Here is a 16,216-nt window from a genome sequence, read left to right on the forward strand (position 1 = left end):
CTACAACTTACATGCTTTTACAACTCTAAACGTCCTGATATGTTAAGGTCTGCCACCGCCTTTTGCGGCTTTGCGGGAGACAGTTTTAGGGCTGCGGAGGCCAATCAAATAGAAACTAAAGGGCAAAAAACTGATCAAACGAACACTTACGTAGCTGATTATCAATGTGACCGTAAAAACGAGCGGATAAAAAGCCCATTGCTCAGGACCTATTTGGTGGCGGCCAAGGATTTTAATGGTTGTCTGGTTAAAAAAAAGATGGATGAGATATATTCCAAAGGAGTAATCCCCCAGCTTCGCCATGATTTTGCTCAAGGCATTCTTCCTGACCGCCAGCCTGCCGGCCAGGTTCCAGAAAAAGAGAAAGGTTACAATTCTCAAAACGGGATAAACCAGCTCCGAACCCATTGTGATATAAGGCGGGATTTCGTTGTAGCTATGTCCCGTTTTCAAACCGATGACAATAAAAAAGCTGGCTCCAAACATTAAGGTCAAAGACATGGTTCCCCACAGAGGCATCAGGCGTTTGGACAAACCCTGCAACTGAAGAAAATGGTCATGGGAATAAATCCCCACGCTGAAATAAAAAAGATAGGCCACCGCATTAACCTTAATTATGTTGGCGTAAGACGTATGCGTACCCACCATCCAAAGAACTTGAAGGACGAGCATTCCGGCAAGGAAGTGTTCCGAGATATTTTTCCTTTTACAGAAATCATAGGCTTTGATAATCAAGGGGTAAACCGCATAAAGTTCAATAATAATGGCAAAGAACCACAAATGATAAGAGGCGTCCGAATTAAGAATACTTTTGCCAATCAGCTTAAAATTGGCGGTAAAAGGGTTGCTCCGCATTTCCGTCCAGTGATTAAAGGCTGTATACAGCACGGAAAATATTATATATTGCGGCAGAATGGAGCGCGCTCTTTTAAGATAAAACTTCGACAAGGAAAACTGCCGGCGATAGTTTTTGGCCAAAACAAAGCCGGAAATGGCAATGAACAAAGGGACCGCGAATTGAGATAGGACATCTGTCCAGATATTGAGAAGAGTTAAGGTATTTAAATGCGGGATTACCGTAAAATAACCGCTGGTATGAATCGCCAGGACGGCTAAAATGCTGAATCCCCTTAAAAAATTGATTTCTTCAATTCTACTCGATTTTGAGCGGATGCTATTTCCCTGACTCATGCGACCTGCAATTCCTCTCTTTGCAGAATTACTTTTAAGCAATATCCTTTAAGTACTTTTTGCACTCTAACACTCCCAAGCTCTTAACCGGCGACTCCAGCGGCTCCAATATCTTCCAAGACCTGTTTTTGCCGGTTCTATAGGCTTCTAGTAGGATAGCTGTGTGAGCGGGGACCTGAGAGTCCGACACTCTTTGGCAACTCGCCTAAGGCCAAATACGGTCCATAAGGAACACGCCGGATAAGCTTATAGAAAAGAAGAGGACCAACCGTGCCTAAGGCGAAAAAACGCAGGGGTGTGACAGCCAAAAAATGGCCCGCCGCGTCTACGAAACCAAGGTGCAGATACATAATCACCATTGCGGCTTTCCCCAGGCCGATCAACCCACGGTTTACAGCCGGAATCTTTGTCAGCAGCATGCTAAGCTGGACAATAATCAGGGTGAAAGCCGCGGGAAGCAGGAGATTCAAGCCAAAGTAATAATATTGGCGATGTTTCATATCTAAGCCATAATCAAGGATGTGCTGGGCGTATAAATAGACAAATCCTATCGCTATGAGCCAGGAAATCCCGAAAACAAGCGTTCTGCCTCTTGCTCCTGCCAGGAGCTTATTTTGCCTCATGGCCTGGCCTAAGGCATAGAACACGATGGCATAGAGACCGACATCCAGATTCCAGGGCACAAAAATTCCCGCGTGATAGCGTGATTCCCAATAAGCCAGCAAAAAGCACCCCAGCACTAAAAGCCCTTTAAGGACAGGAGAAGAGACCCTCCGGCACAGAACATCGTAAACAATTTGCACGGCAAACAAACAGGTTGGGAACCAAAAAGTAGCATAAACCCCCGCCAAGAGACTGCCGCCCAGCAAAAGGGCTTGCCAATTTTGCTCCCAGAACTGCGCCGCTGCTTGACCCTTCCAGAGAGCAAAAGCCAGGGCGATGAGCGTCAAAAACCCCAAATAGAACACATAAGGAATTAAAAGATGCTTAGCCTTGCGCAAGAGATATGAGCTTCCCCGCTCACCGGGTTTAAAACGGTATAGATACCCGCTGATCCAGAAAAACAAGGGCATATGAAACCAAAACATGTAAAAGGAAATTTTGCTTCCTGCGTGTCCCCATACTACCGTCAAAATCCCCAGTCCTTTTAAGATGTCGGCCCATTCAAGATGTTCAGTTTCCTGGGCAAAGGCGGTTCCCACGCTACGGCCTCCTCTTAAACGTCAATATGCTTTAATCGAGCATAAGTCTATCATATACCGACGTTTTCTGCACTAAAAAAGGTTGCACAAGACTCAATAAAAAGCCTCGTACAACCTCAAGCTCATTTCCTAATTACTGAGACTGCTCTCCCCGGTAATCATCCAGTGTGAGTTCATCTTTACGAGATTGACCCGAACATGAACACTTTGCTCATGAGCATCCCCAAAAGATTCACCCTCTGCGATGTTGTAATCTTTGGCTGTGTAACGATAATCGACCCGAAGTGTCGCCGTGCTGGCATCAGCACTTTCCACGTCTATCCGGTCAAAGTTGATCTGACTGACATCCAGCCCTATGCCTTGAACAAGGTATTCTTCCGCGCGGCGGGCGTGTTTTTCGAACAACTCGCCGGAATAAGCTTTGGCAAGCTTAAGGCGAAAGGCATCGATATCCGTCGATTTCCAGGCGTCAAAAAATGTTCCGATGTCTTGTTTATAGTCTGCAATAATTTGATCTTTTAAAGAAGCGGGCACTGTATCTTTACTGTTTCCATTTTGGTCCAAAGCAAGGGCATTGTTTTGCTGTCCGTCAGGGTTGGAATTTCCACTTGGGTTGGAACCTGCATTTGCGTTGGAACTTGCATTTGGACTTAAAGCCGGGTCACTTTGCTCTGGGGAGGAAGACTCTTCCGCCACTCTATCCGGCATAGTATTGGCCGCAGGGGGAGATTGTACGCTTCCGGAGACAGGACCGGATACTGTATGAACATTTTCTTGCCCTCGCAGCTTGGAAATAAACGACGCTGCGGAACTTGAATTCGTGAGCAAAGACATTCCCAGGGTTCCTACCAAAACGCCCAGACCTAAAGCCAACGCTCCTATCAAGTAATTTCTTTTACGCATAAAGACCAAAATCTCCTTCAAACTGGATTTTTAATTATAGCTTGACCAGTTAGCAAGGATTTTAGACATTGTATGTTAACTATTTATCAATCTCAGGATTCTGCTCATTATCCGCAAACTTCAAAGCGCAAGGCCTGTCCATTAGGGCAGGCCTTGCGCTTTCTATTCAGTTGTTTTATTTTTTATAATTGCCGGCAACAACTAAATTAGTTTTCAACCCAGCCAAGCAAGGTCACAGTCTACTGAATTTAGTTGTTTATTCAATTGTTTTCCCTGAAGAACATAAAAACTTTTTTCCCAATCATCCCTTTAATTATCCGAGGTTCTATTCTAAAAATCCTGACTTCCATGCGTCATCTCGTCATGTCAAGCCTTAATTCACTAATAAATCTATAAATCAATATGCGAAGTTCCTGTAGCCGTTTACACCGTGAACATAATTCAGCGCGTTTACTGGCATTTCAATTGCTTGGACTAAGCTTCAGATCATTCCTGCCGTTGCTGGATAACTGGGTCCAGAATTACGTTCGTTTGGTTGCAAACGGCGTCGCCCCGTAGATTTTAGAATTAGTGTCATTGCGCATAATATGCGCATCCAAATCGTGAATTCCTTGATGGAATTGTTCGATCCGAGCTTTATCCTTCGAATCAAACGCGTCAATTCCGCTGTTGAGCAGAACATCTAAATAGCTGGTAAAAGCCGCTGCTTTGGCAGCATTAGGCTCATTCTTCAGCTGCTTGTCCCAAAGTGTTTTGTGAAAGATGATGTACTTTTTAATATCTTGCTCATTCATCTGCGGACCTGCTGCCGGTCCATAAAGATAGCCGTCCACATATTGGTGGATGTTCCACGCAGTGCCAAAAGCCAGTGTTTTGGCATCATTGCTTAAAGCATTGTCCCCGAAGTACGCTGCAACCGATGGTGCCAAGTCGATTAAACTCGTATCCGGTTCCCTATATTTATTTTTAGAACCTGTGTCGCCTTGAGGGGGCGCATTAATCGTACTAGGAGCAATCACGGTTGGCGTAGCTTTTCCGGGCGGCGCCGTACCGTCGGGCAACGACGTACTGGTTCCGGTTCCGGACCCGGCTCCAGTACCCGTATTGCCGACAGATGCATTAGCGTCGTCAACAACCGGATTTTGAATAACAACTTGTTGGTCTGTTGCCGGGCTTTGTTGCCTAAATACTTTCCATACGCTGGGTCCATAAACCCCGGCGGCAACAACAGCCCCTGCAAGAACCAGCGTTCCCGCAACGGTTGCAATCCGTTTCTTATCCATTGGCCTCATTGGTCTCTTCCCTCCTTATATCTTTTTTCTTGGTACGTGAGTATTTTACCAATTTTTAGGAGAGAAGCTTGTCACTTTTGCTGTATGACCCGACCTATTTTCCGTCTTCAGTAGTTCCGATTTGTCAACAGGCGCTTTCCGATATAGATATTTCGCGAAAATTACGCAGCATTAAGCAAAAAAAATTGTTGTTTTCTATTTATCTTTATCTATAGATTGAACAAGCTCTCGCAGATAACCGGCAAGTTCTTCCGCGAGATCTTCCCGGCGCAAGGCATATTCGATGGTGGCTTGCACAAATCCCAATTTGTCCCCCACATCATGCCGGCGCCCGTCAAACTCATAGGCCAGAATTTCCTGATACCGTCCCAGTTCCTTTATGCCGTCCGTAAGCTGAATTTCTCCGCCCTTGCCTGGCGGCAGGACACCTAACAAATCAAATATCTCCGGATTTAAGATATATCGCCCCATTATAGCCAAGTGGGTATCCGGCGCATCTTCCGGCCGTGGTTTTTCTACCATATTTTTGGCTCGGTATAAACGCTCGGCAAACTTTTCGCCATCGACAATTCCATATTTGGCAATGTCCTCAAGGGGGACCTCCTGAACACCTACCATGCTGGCGCCGTAGCGTTCATAATGATTCATCATTTGGCGCAGCGCGGGCACTTCGGAATAAATGATATCGTCCCCTAAGAGAACGGCAAAGGGTTCATTCCCGATAAACTTACGCGCGCTATAGATCGCATGGCCTAACCCTAAAGCTTCTTTTTGACGTACGTAATAGATATCCGCCATCCGGGCAATGTCTTGCACCAAATCGAGGAGTTCCTCTTTGGAGTTTTTCTCTAAATAGGCTTCAAGCTCCATCGAGCGGTCAAAATGGTCTTCGATCGCCCGCTTATTGCGGCCCGTCACAATAATAATATCCTCGATTCCTGATTTGATAGCTTCTTCGACAATGTATTGAATCGTTGGTTTATCTACGATGGGCAACATTTCTTTAGGCTGAGCCTTTGTTGCCGGCAAAAATCGTGTCCCCAATCCTGCGGCAGGTATCACTGCTTTACGAATTTTACGCATCTTCGACTCTCCTTTTTACAGCAATTAAGTTACCCCTAATGTATATAATAAAACTTCTCAACTCATTCGCTATTCTGCCCGAGAAATTGATTTTCCTTCTAAAAGTGTTTAGGTTCATTAAATTGTACAAGACGAGGACTTGCAATCCCCGTCTTCCAAAACCTACCTGCCTTTAAAATGTATGGCCCAATTTCACCGAACCATACTAGGGTTATGAAAACATTTAGACACTTCTTAATTTACGGAATGGCTGGCCTCGTTCTTGAGGTCATATATACAGGACTCGCCTCTCTCCTCCGAGGAGATTACAGTATGCACGGGTTTACTTTTTTGATTATGCTGCCAATCTATGGGCTGGCGGTATTTCTTGAGCCCTTGCATTTTAAAATGCGGGAAATACCCTGGTGGACTCGCGGGATCATCTACTTAATCATCATTTGGAGCATGGAATATTCCAGCGGCTTGCTGCTGGCAGGCATTCTCGGACACTGCCCCTGGCATTACAGCGATCGTTTCAACATTAATGGGTATATTACTTTAAGAATGGCGCCGGAATGGTTCTTAACAGGGTTGGGTTTCGAATTTCTGCATAATTTCCTGGATACCCTGACCATTTAAAGCTTAAAGTAATCAATGAGTTGTTTAAGATTGCTTGCCAGTTCATTCAAACTCTCCGCTGAGGCGAAAAGCTCTTCCACGGAAGCATTCTGCTCTTCCGCAGCGGCGGCTGTGGTCTGGGTTCCGGCCGAAGCGGATTCCGCTTGCTGCACAACGTTTTGCATGCCAAGCTTAATCTGTTCTCCATCCGCCTGGACCTTTCTCACTGTTGCTTCGATGTCCTGGGCCAACCCGGCACTTTCTTCGACGGAATTGAGAATTACACTGAATTGTTCGGAAATTTCCTTGAGATAAGCGCTTCCTTGATTAACACTTGCCACACTTGACTTCATTCCCTGGTGAGCTGTTTTGGAAGTCTGTTGCATTTCTTGCACCCGCTGAGAAATATCCACCAAGCTGGACTGGACTTGTTCGGCAAGTTTGCGAACTTCCTCGGCCACAACGGCAAACCCCCGGCCGTTCTCTCCGGCACGTGCCGCTTCAATGGCGGCATTCAGGGCCAGCAAATTAGTTTGTTGGGCAATGCTGTCGATAATTTGTACGGTTTTGGCAATTTCCTCCGACTTCTCGTCCACATCCCCGATCACTTTACTCAAATTATGGACTTGATTCTCAATATCATCCATCTGTCTGACCACTTGCTCCAGGGCTTGGCTGCCTTTATGCGCCAGTTCCGCGGAGTGGTTGGACGCATGGCTGACGTGCTCCGCATGTTGTTCCGTCTGATTCATATGATCGATGACCTGACTCATCCGGTCTTGATTTTCCGTCATAATCTGAACTTGCATTTCGGCTTCCGTGGCTATTTCACTCGCCGAGGTAGCGACTTGTTCGGAAACCTGGGCCGACTGCTCGGCACCCAAGCGCATCTCTTTAGCTGTCTGAGACAGTTGGCCGGCCATATTGGCCACTTTGGTCATGATGTCACGCAAAGAATTCACCATGTCGCCAAAGGCCATTTGCAACTGATATTCTTCACGGTTCCAGACCTTCCAGGGCGCCTTCTTCTTGCGGGCAATATCTCCGGCCGCAATTTCTCTGGCGTTCTGGAGCAAGTGACTCATCATTCTGCCCAAGGCACGGCTCAGCAGCCAGCCAATGACAACACTGACTATAACGTCAACCACAATCAGAATAATTGATACGGAAGAGGCCTTGTGGTAAATCTGCATCATCTTGCCCATATTGTCCGCATTGACTTTGGCCATCTTCTCGCTGACCATTTTTTGCAGAATATCCGTGGCTGCCTGATTCTTAGTCCCCGCATCGCCATACATATTTTCCTTGGCATCGTCAATTCTGCCATCTTGAGCGTATTGCATAGTAACCTGAGACGCCGTGACATAATCATTCCAGGCAGTTTTAAACTGCTTCCAGGCCGTATCTTCTTCGGGTGTGCGCGGAATTGCTTCGTACTTGCCGATGTTGTCGACCATGACATCTTTCTCATGATCAACCTGGGCCAAAAACTTCTGGAATTCTTCAGGCGTTCGGGCACTGACGGCCAGAACAACATCCGAGCGATAGGTCTGAGCATCGGAATGCATCTGAGATAATAAATTCATGGGAACAACATCCTGCTCGAACACTTGGTCGGAAACGCCATGCATCTGATTCATTCCGTAAATTCCAATTCCTCCGACTACCCCGGCAGCTAAAGCGATAAACAGCATTAAGGCTATAACCTGAAACCCAAGTCTTCTATGCGTTAAATTCAATTTTTTCACTCCTTTACGCTGAGAAATTCTGTCCGAATCTTAAATTATTCTACAACAATGACTTAATATCCTTTTGAATTTTATGATCTTTGCAAAAAATAATGTTCATATTATGTATTCCCGATAGTAATTAAAACGGCTGCAACAAAGTCAAAAAACAAACTTGTTACAGCCTGAGGATTAAAAACTTAAGCCTTATTCCTGAGATTCTTTCTTTAAATCGGCCTTTTCTAAAATTTGGTCCACCAAGCCATAGGCTTTAGCCTCTTCCGCTGTCATATAATAATCCCGGTCGGTGTCGCTTTCAATCTTTTCTATAGGCTGACCTGTTCTCTCGGCCATGATTTTATTCATTTTAGCCTTTGTTCTCAGCAAGTGTTTGGCATGAATTTCGATTTCCGTCGCTTGCCCCGAGAGACCGTGTCCCCCGATCAAAGGCTGATGGATTAAGATTTCGGAATTAGGCAAAGCGACGCGTTTTCCCTTGGCACCTGCCGTCAGGAGGAAAGCCCCCATGCTGGCAGCCATCCCGATGCATATAGTGCGCACATCAGAGCGAATGTATTGCATCGTGTCATAAATCGCCATGCCGGCTGTAATCGACCCTCCCGGACTGTTGATATACAAGTTGATGTCCTTTTCCGGGTCCTCTGCTTCCAGGAACAGCATCTGGGCCACAACAAGATTGGCCACGTCATCATCTATGCCGCCTCCAAGAAAAATAATGCGATCTTTGAGCAGACGAGAGTAGATATCATAGGAGCGCTCGCCGCGATTTGTTTGCTCCACAACCATAGGTACCAGATAACCCATTTATAATTCCCCCTATTCATTTCTTCATAGCAGCACTAATCTAATATATTCTGGCCGGTTACGTTTATTTTATTACAAAGGTCAGTTAAGGTCAAATAGTTTTAGCAATTTTGTCGTCAAACCGATTTTAAACGAATTCGTTTCTTTCCCCGCATTAAGCTCAACACCTATTTCCTGCTTAATTCTCTAAATTTCCTTATAATCCTTTTATTAAATTTTTTAATGAAAATTATTTTTCCTAACTTACAAAAGGGTTAGCACTCGACTGCTAAAAGTCAAGCGCTAACCCTTCCCGGCGGCCTTGGATAAAGCTCAGGCTCACCTGTTTCCGCCTTTTTATAGAGCGTTTTCTCCGACATTTCCAGTTCTGATTGTGTAAGCGTTTTCTACGGATGAGACAAAGATTTTGCCGTCTCCGATCTCGCCGGTTCTTGCTTCTTTCGCAATAAGCTGAATAACCGCATCCACATCTCCGTCTTTAAGCACAATTTCGATCTTTACTTTAGGGATAAGGTGAACTGTATACTCAACCCCCCGGTAAACTTGAGTATGTCCTTTCTGTTTACCGCAGCCGATTACTTGAGTAACTGTCAAACCATTGACCCCATGAGTATTTAAAGCGTCTTTAACGCTATCAAGTTTTCCGGGCCGGATAATAGCCTCTATTTTTTTCATAGAAATCCCTCCCAGCGCAGAGCGCCTTTAATTATTTAATTTTACCGGAATTTGCTTTACAAGACCTAAGTTACGCTGGACCTAATCTTTTCCTTAGCAATTGCCTCTTGTCTTAGATAAAGTCCGGATAAGCTTCTTCTCCGTGCAGCGACAAATCCAAACCGGTGGCTTCCTGATCCTCGTCCACGCGAAGTCTTGTGAATAAGCCCACCACTTTCAGCAAAATGAACGATCCGATTACGGAAAAGGCTATCGTCACTAAAATGCTTACAGCCTGTATGCCCAACTGTGAAGGATTGCCATAGAAGAGCCCGTTTGCTCCGGCGGAGTTGATTGTCTTGGTAGCAAAAATCCCCGTCGCTAAAGCTCCCCATGTTCCGCCGATGCCATGACAGCCGAAAGCGTCCAAAGCATCATCGTAACCAAATTTCGCTTTCATCACGCTAATTGCCAGATAACAAACGGCACCTCCGACCAGACCAATGACGATTGAGGAAAGGGGGGTTACAAATCCGGCACCCGGAGTGATAGCGACCAAACCTGCTACCGCGCCGCTGGCGGCACCGAGTACCGTTGATTTTCCGCGGTGCAGGCGTTCGACGATTGCCCAGGCTATCGCCGCCGCCGCGGCGGCTGTGTTGGTATTCACAAAGGCTATGCCGGCCAAGCCGTTGGCCCCTAAGGCGCTCCCGGCGTTAAAGCCAAACCAGCCGAACCACAGAAGCCCCGCTCCTAAAATAGTGAAAGGAATGTGATGAGGCGCCAGCGAATCTTTGCCCAAGCCTTTGCGCTTGCCCAGTACCAAAGCGGCGACAAGCCCCGAATAGCCGGAACTGATGTGGACTACATTTCCTCCCGCAAAATCTAAAGCGCCAAGGGATCTTAAGAACCCGCCGACTCCCCAAACCCAGTGCGCCAGGGGATCGTAAATTAAAGTGGCCCACAGCAAGGTGAAGAGAATAAAGGCGGGAAAGCGCATCCGTTCTGCGAAGGAGCCGCTGATAAGAGCCGGAGTGATCACCGCGAACATCATTTGAAAGGCCATAAAGACAATGGCGGGAATCGTAGCCGCGTAATCCGGATTAGGATCGGCTCCGACGCCATTCAGTCCTAACCAGTTGAGGCTGCCGATGATACCATGAAAATCAGGTCCGAAGGCCAAGGTATATCCCACTAGAATCCACTGTAACGATATAAGTCCCATGATAATCCAACTGTGCATGATCGTACCAAGTACGTTTTTTTTGCGCACCATACCACCGTAAAAAAATGCCAAACCAGGTGTCATTAATAAAACTAGTGCGGCTGAAAGCAAGACAAACGACGTATCTCCCGTATCCATAATCTTTCCTCCTCATAGAAAATGGCGCTTTGAGCTTACTCCGGGGGAGTCTGCTCAAAGCGCCATTGCTTTGTATTATTCTAAAACAAATTGGGTTTCGGTAGTGCACACCTTATGTTTGGTATTCTAGCATGAAGGCGGGCCATAATGCAACCCCTTATTCTTCATGAATTCTGTATACCTAAAGAGAGGGCCTCTGCGCGCTGAACATTCACTGAGAAGAAACGCCGTTTACCTGGGGAAACTGAAATATAAAGCCTTGAGCAAGGGCAACACATACGGATCATAAAGAAAATTTAAAAACAAAAACAGGAAAACTCCCACGGCTCCTCCGATCATGGAACCATTAATCCGAATCCATTGCAAGTCATTGCCGGCCTTTTCTTCAATAAATTGGTTCAAATCTTCATCCGAGTAATTGGTAAGAGTCTCCTTAACAATGGCCCCGATGACATCATGCTCATTCTCAATGACCTGACACAAAAGGCCGGCGATAAAACTGTTAAGTTGTGCTTGCAGGGCTTTATTCTCCAGGAAATAATCCCAGCCTTGCCGGATATAAGAAGACAGCGCCTGGCGCAGCACTTGGGAATCTGAAAGAGATGCGGCATCCTTAAGGATTATACGCAGTACTCTTGTCAGAAACTCTTCGGAAAGCTCTTCCTGCAAAAGGTCTTCTTTCCAGACTTCGACTTGTGCTCGGAACAGGGGCTCAGAAATCAGTCCGCCTATCCCTTTCAGGAGGCTTTCCTTCATAACTGTACGCAAAGGGTCCTGCCGGTCGCTGAACTTGCGCAAAGTGAGCAGAAGTTCAATATGCAGGGCATCTGCCGCCTCCTCCATGTTCAGCCCATCAGACATTTCCGCAAATCCCAGTAAGGTCCGGAAAATTGATCCGCCATTGCTGAGTTTCTCTGCTTTCACACCTTCAAGGTACTTTAAAATAACCTGGCGCGTCTCTCCCTCCGCAGCCTTTTCCCATAGTCCCTCAGCCAGGCGGTCCAATCCCTGATCAATATACCCTTGATCCAAGGCCCAGCGGCTTAATTCGTCTATTTTGGGTGCCAAAAGCCATTCTTTGGCCCGATGGCGCAGAAACCGGACTAATTTCCCGGTCAAGACGACCGGGTCTTGTTTTTCCGCATACTGTTGAAGTAAACGGACAGCCCTTTCTGTTAAATACGCAGGTCCCCCCCGCCTTTCCACGGCACGAATAAGTCCGTCGAGATAAGCAATCCCGGAAACCTTCCGGCGAATCAGATCCATGTGCAGGAGTTCGGTCTGAACCATTGCCGCCACGCCTTCAATCAATTTAACGCGGTTGCGGGGGATCAGAGCTGTATGATAGCCCCAACCAAGGGGTTTTTTAAATATTGCCGTCACGGCAAACCAGTCGGCAATTCCCCCTACCAGAGCAGCCTCCAGCACAAAATAAAGAAGTTGCAGGCCAAAGAGGTCAGGGTAACTGTGTTTGAGCAGAGCCGCGCTTAAGAAGCAGGCAAAAACTGCGGCAAGTGTGATGTTGGCTTTCTTGCGGTAGTTCATTGGAGCACCATCCCCAGTACATAAATCAGCATTCCTACCAAACCCCCAACGATTGTCCCGTTGATCCGGATCATTTGCAAGTCATTGCCGGCTTTATCTTCAATGAGTTTGACGAGCTTATCATTGCTTAAAGGATTCAGCCCTTCGCGCACCAAACGTCCAATGGCATCGTGATGGTATTCAATCTGTTTCCTGGAAATATTCCTGATGGTTTTATCCACTGTTTGTCTCAGATCCGGATTATTTTTAAAGGCTTCGAAATGCTGATCCCAGTCATTTCGCAGCTTTACCGCACCGGCTTTGAGCAAAGAGGCACTGTTTTCAGTAACTGCCGTGCCGCCAAGTTTAGCGGCTAAGGCTTTATGACAAAGGCGATTGACACTTTCCCGCAGCTCCGGTTCCGTCCTTAGATCCGATATAAAGCGGAGAATAAATTCCTTCAGCCACTGCTCAACCGTTCCGTCTCGCAGAGCACTCTTGGCCCTGGTTATCAGGCCCTGGGCCAGAACTTCAGGCGCGGGCAGAAATTTGCCAACCAGTTTTCGTGTCGGGTTGTTGCTGCCGTACCTTAGCAAGGCCGCTTCAATCATGGCTGTCAAAGCTTTACTCACCACAGGGTGAGCAATCAATTCGTCGCCCGCCCGGCAAAGAGTCTTTAACAAGTGATCGGCCTGACCGCTCTTTAAAGAGAACTCTATGACGTCAGCTAAGGTTTGCGCAAGTTCCAAATCGTTTATATTTCTTTGCATTAAATCTTGCAGAGACTGAGTCACCCCCTGGGGGTCCAGTGCCTGGGCAAAATCCCCGGCCAAATCCGTAAGTACCTGCTCCGCTGCCTGTTTTACCTGATCTTGCTGCAACACCCGGATAAGCACGCCTGAAAAGTCCCAGGCCAGCAGTTTGCGTTCCAATATTTCTTGAGAAAGCAATTCGTTTTGAACCATATCTGCCAGGGCATTAAAGATACGTTCCCGATTCAAGGGAATGATCTCGGTACGCAACACCTTACTGGGGCGAATCCCCAGAGGCCGGCGAAACAAAGCGGTCACTGCAAACCAATCAGCAAGTCCGCCAATCATCCCCGCGCTGCATCCACTGGAGATGAGTCCGCCGACAAAACTCGCATGAAACGGGTAACTGAGCAAGAAGCCTAACGTTATTCCCCCCAAGGTGAAATTTGCACTTCGGGTGTTATTAATTTTTTTGACCATTAAAACCACCTACATTAAAACATTAATAAGATTAGAACGGCAGGAACACTTTCTCCCTATTTTAGTCTATATTTCAGTCTTGTACCAGAGGCAGCGCTGTCTTAAGCGGACAAACCAATAAAGCAAAGGTACTCTCTTTAACCTAGAGTACCCGCGGGGTGTGTTTAAGTCTCCGGCGAGCTGCTGTATCTCCTTATAATTTGCGCGACTCCCCGAAACTATTATTTATTGAGAACATCATTGAGCACAGAGTTCAGCTGCTCCAGGATCTTTTTCAGCTCCACTAAGGATGAGCTTTCCAGTTTTAACATGATGGCATTGAATTTTTCTTTTCGTTGACTTTCATACGCTTTAAGTACATCCCTGCCCCGCGGAGAGATCTGAATAAGGACTACCCTGCGGTCTTTTTCACTGCGGGCTCTGGCGATAAGCCCTACTTTATTCAGGCGATTCACAAAACCGGTGACTGCTCCCAAAGTGATGCCAAACTGTTGGGCAACATCGGAAGGGGTACAGGTACCTTGGTATTCCAGAAACTTAAGGAACATCGTTTGATGCAGCGATAAATCACCCGTTGCAGGCAGCAAAAAGCTTTGATATTTCCTCCAGACTTTTCGGAACAAAAGATCTGTCTCTTCCATAGTCGCCAATTCGGCTTCTGTAATCACACGGATCCCTCCTTAAGTAAATAGAGAGATTTAGGAAGCTTTCTTATAGCTTTAGCAGCCGGGATTAATATTAATCCCTTTTACAGGCCTATTATAAGTTTTCTAAATAATTCATGTCAATAACTATGATATTTTCGGGAGAGCACAAAAAAACGGTCGTATTCGGCAGTAATGTGCCAATACAGCCGTTTTTCCCAATACCGGCTTTATTCATAAACCTTCTCTTCATTTAAATGGGCGTTCTGAGCATCATCCTCAACCAGACGACGGTTCTGCATCTGATGCCGCAGCTCTTTATAATATTCGTGCTGAATAATCAAATTCATCACTTCATTCGTCCCCGTCCAAATCATAATTAAACGTGTATCGCGCAAAAGCCTCTCTACAGGGAATACATTCGTATAACCAATACCGCCCATTATTTGCATGGCGTCATTGACTACGGCCCAGGCTGTCTCCGTGGCAAATTTCTTAGCTTCAGAAACCAGGCGCCGGGCTTGGGCCGAAGGAACTCCGCAATCAACGGCTTGGGCGGCCGCATAAACCAGAGCGCGAGCGGCATCTAAGCGTGTGACAGAATCGGCAACCTTGAAACTCACCGCTTGAAAGTCTTTAATCACATGCCCAAAGGCCTTGCGTTTCGTACTATACACCGTGGCAACCTCAAGGGCGGCCCGCGCCATCCCTAAAGCGCCTGCCGCACTCGTCATGCGCTCCGGAATCATCATTTGATAAAAAATTTCCGAGGCGCCGTTTTCCTGGCCTAAAAGATTTTCCTTGGGTATCCTTACGTCTTTAAAAACAACCCTTCCCGCGCCTCCGCCGCGTGTACCCATGAGACCATAGACATGTCCGATTTCCACACCCGGCCCTCTCTCTACGATGAAAGCACTCATACTTTCGTGAGCTTTGCCCTCCGGATTTGTTTTAGCATAAACCATAAAATAATCGGCACCTTCAGCGCCAACGACAAAACGTTTTTGTCCGTTAAGTATGTAAGCATCGCCATCTTTCTGGGCTACGGTTGTAGCTCCGAAAAAATCCGATCCCCCTCGCGGTTCCGTCAAAGCTTCCGCTGTATAAAGTTTTCCCGCCAGGGTTGGTTTTAAATAGCGCTGCTTGAGATCTTCCGAGCCAAACCGGGAGATTGCCTCTCCCACAATTGAGGGCAAAGAATAAAGGCAGGCCAGGCTCGTTCCCAAAACTCCGATTTCTTCTAAAACCGCTGTCTCATCAGCCCAGCTCAAGCCCCTGCCGCCGTACTCCGGGGCAAAACGCAAACCCAACAAATTAGCGGCTCCCAGGTCTTGAAGATACTCTACCGGGTAGACAACCTTCTCCGCATCCATGTCCAATATCAGTTGCTTAGAAACCTTGTTTTTTACAAAATCGGCTGCTTCCTTTTGCAGCTCAATTTGAGATTCCGACAAAAGAAAATCAAACATTCCTTTTTCCTCCTTAGATTTAACGTTCCCCAAATACGCACTTTAGGCCTTCCCTTCATTGCGTCTTTTCAATAACTCCTTGAACTGGTGATGATAATCCAACAGCTCTTCTTTTAGAAGGGTCAGCTCCAGAATCTTTTCATCTAATTCCTGCAAACGTTTTTCTCCGTAGGCAATTGCTCTTTCCAGCTGAAGCCCTTCCGTGCGATCCACATCATAAAGCTCAATCATTTCTTTAATTTCGCTAAGAGAAAATCCTAAACGCTTGCCGCGGAGAATTAGCGTTAAACGTGCCCTTTCCCGGGGCCCATATAATCTTACGCTCAGCTTTTCATGACAGAGCGGTTGGATTAAACCAACCTCTTCATAATAGCGAATCGTTCTTGGGGTAAGCAAAAGCTCTTTTGCTAACTCTGAAATGCTCATCAAGGAGTTTTCCATTGCTTTAAAAACCACTTCCTTTCCGGACTATAAGGCTGCAGCGGTTTATCCGCTGACTAATCTGCTCTA

The 16,216-nt window shown here is 46.6% G+C and carries 15 protein-coding genes; 1 reads left to right on the forward strand and 14 read right to left on the reverse strand.

Features of this window, described 5'->3' with window-relative positions:
- Positions 1–42: 42 nt before the first annotated feature.
- From REC12_RS18235 to galU, 5 genes are all read right to left on the reverse strand, one after another.
- Positions 43–1,191, reverse strand: coding sequence for an acyltransferase (locus REC12_RS18235; RefSeq protein ID WP_308896941.1), 1,149 nt, complete (start codon positions 1,189–1,191; stop codon positions 43–45).
- 137 nt (positions 1,192–1,328) lie between these two features.
- Positions 1,329–2,393: an acyltransferase family protein gene (locus tag REC12_RS18240; protein WP_308896943.1), complete on the reverse strand. Its 1,065-nt coding sequence runs from the start codon at positions 2,391–2,393 to the stop codon at positions 1,329–1,331.
- A 129-nt stretch (positions 2,394–2,522) separates the two neighbouring features.
- The gene (locus REC12_RS18245; RefSeq protein WP_308896945.1) at positions 2,523–3,296 is read right to left on the reverse strand and encodes a hypothetical protein; all 774 of its coding nucleotides are present in this window, start codon (positions 3,294–3,296) and stop codon (positions 2,523–2,525) included.
- A gap of 521 nt (positions 3,297–3,817) precedes the next feature.
- Positions 3,818–4,588, reverse strand: coding sequence for a hypothetical protein (locus REC12_RS18250; protein WP_308896947.1), 771 nt, complete (start codon positions 4,586–4,588; stop codon positions 3,818–3,820).
- A 195-nt stretch (positions 4,589–4,783) separates the two neighbouring features.
- Positions 4,784–5,671 (reverse strand): UTP--glucose-1-phosphate uridylyltransferase GalU, encoded by an 888-nt coding sequence (gene galU / locus REC12_RS18255; RefSeq protein WP_308896948.1) that lies wholly within the window; start codon positions 5,669–5,671, stop codon positions 4,784–4,786.
- Positions 5,672–5,884: 213 nt separating this feature from the next.
- Between galU and REC12_RS18260 the strand changes: the two genes are divergently transcribed.
- Entirely contained in the window at positions 5,885–6,289 is a 405-nt protein-coding gene (locus tag REC12_RS18260; protein WP_308896950.1) for a putative ABC transporter permease, read from the forward strand.
- Here the strand turns inward: REC12_RS18260 and REC12_RS18265 are convergent.
- The 9 genes from REC12_RS18265 to REC12_RS18305 all read right to left on the reverse strand — a co-directional run bounded on the left by REC12_RS18265 (position 6,286) and on the right by REC12_RS18305 (position 16,132).
- Positions 6,286–8,007 carry a methyl-accepting chemotaxis protein gene (locus tag REC12_RS18265; RefSeq protein WP_308896952.1) on the reverse strand — a complete coding sequence of 574 codons (1,722 nt, stop codon included), beginning with the start codon at positions 8,005–8,007 and terminating at the stop codon, positions 6,286–6,288. The two genes, REC12_RS18260 and REC12_RS18265, sit on opposite strands and share 4 nt — an antisense overlap.
- A gap of 195 nt (positions 8,008–8,202) precedes the next feature.
- Complete coding sequence (gene clpP, locus REC12_RS18270) at positions 8,203–8,820, reverse strand: ATP-dependent Clp endopeptidase proteolytic subunit ClpP (RefSeq protein WP_308896954.1); 618 nt, start codon at positions 8,818–8,820, stop codon at positions 8,203–8,205.
- A 336-nt stretch (positions 8,821–9,156) separates the two neighbouring features.
- Positions 9,157–9,495: a P-II family nitrogen regulator gene (locus REC12_RS18275; RefSeq protein ID WP_308896955.1), complete on the reverse strand. Its 339-nt coding sequence runs from the start codon at positions 9,493–9,495 to the stop codon at positions 9,157–9,159.
- A gap of 112 nt (positions 9,496–9,607) precedes the next feature.
- On the reverse strand, positions 9,608–10,837 hold the full coding sequence (locus REC12_RS18280; RefSeq protein WP_308896956.1) for an ammonium transporter: 1,230 nt from the start codon (positions 10,835–10,837) through the stop codon (positions 9,608–9,610).
- Positions 10,838–11,068: 231 nt separating this feature from the next.
- The gene (locus tag REC12_RS18285; RefSeq protein WP_308896958.1) at positions 11,069–12,382 is read right to left on the reverse strand and encodes a DUF445 domain-containing protein; all 1,314 of its coding nucleotides are present in this window, start codon (positions 12,380–12,382) and stop codon (positions 11,069–11,071) included.
- Positions 12,379–13,593 (reverse strand): DUF445 domain-containing protein, encoded by a 1,215-nt coding sequence (locus REC12_RS18290; RefSeq protein WP_308896960.1) that lies wholly within the window; start codon positions 13,591–13,593, stop codon positions 12,379–12,381. The genes REC12_RS18285 and REC12_RS18290 overlap by 4 nt, the downstream gene beginning before the upstream one ends.
- Positions 13,594–13,814: 221 nt before the next feature.
- Entirely contained in the window at positions 13,815–14,261 is a 447-nt protein-coding gene (locus REC12_RS18295) for a MarR family winged helix-turn-helix transcriptional regulator (RefSeq protein WP_308896962.1), read from the reverse strand.
- A gap of 206 nt (positions 14,262–14,467) precedes the next feature.
- A complete protein-coding gene (locus tag REC12_RS18300) occupies positions 14,468–15,706 on the reverse strand; it encodes an acyl-CoA dehydrogenase family protein (RefSeq protein ID WP_308896964.1) in 1,239 nt (412 codons plus the stop codon).
- 42 nt (positions 15,707–15,748) lie between these two features.
- Positions 15,749–16,132 (reverse strand): MerR family DNA-binding protein, encoded by a 384-nt coding sequence (locus tag REC12_RS18305; RefSeq protein ID WP_308896966.1) that lies wholly within the window; start codon positions 16,130–16,132, stop codon positions 15,749–15,751.
- Between the last annotated feature and the right edge of the window lie 84 nt (positions 16,133–16,216).

This window comes from Candidatus Desulfosporosinus nitrosoreducens (genome assembly GCF_030954495.1).
Classification (GTDB): domain Bacteria; phylum Bacillota; class Desulfitobacteriia; order Desulfitobacteriales; family Desulfitobacteriaceae; genus Desulfosporosinus; species Desulfosporosinus nitrosoreducens.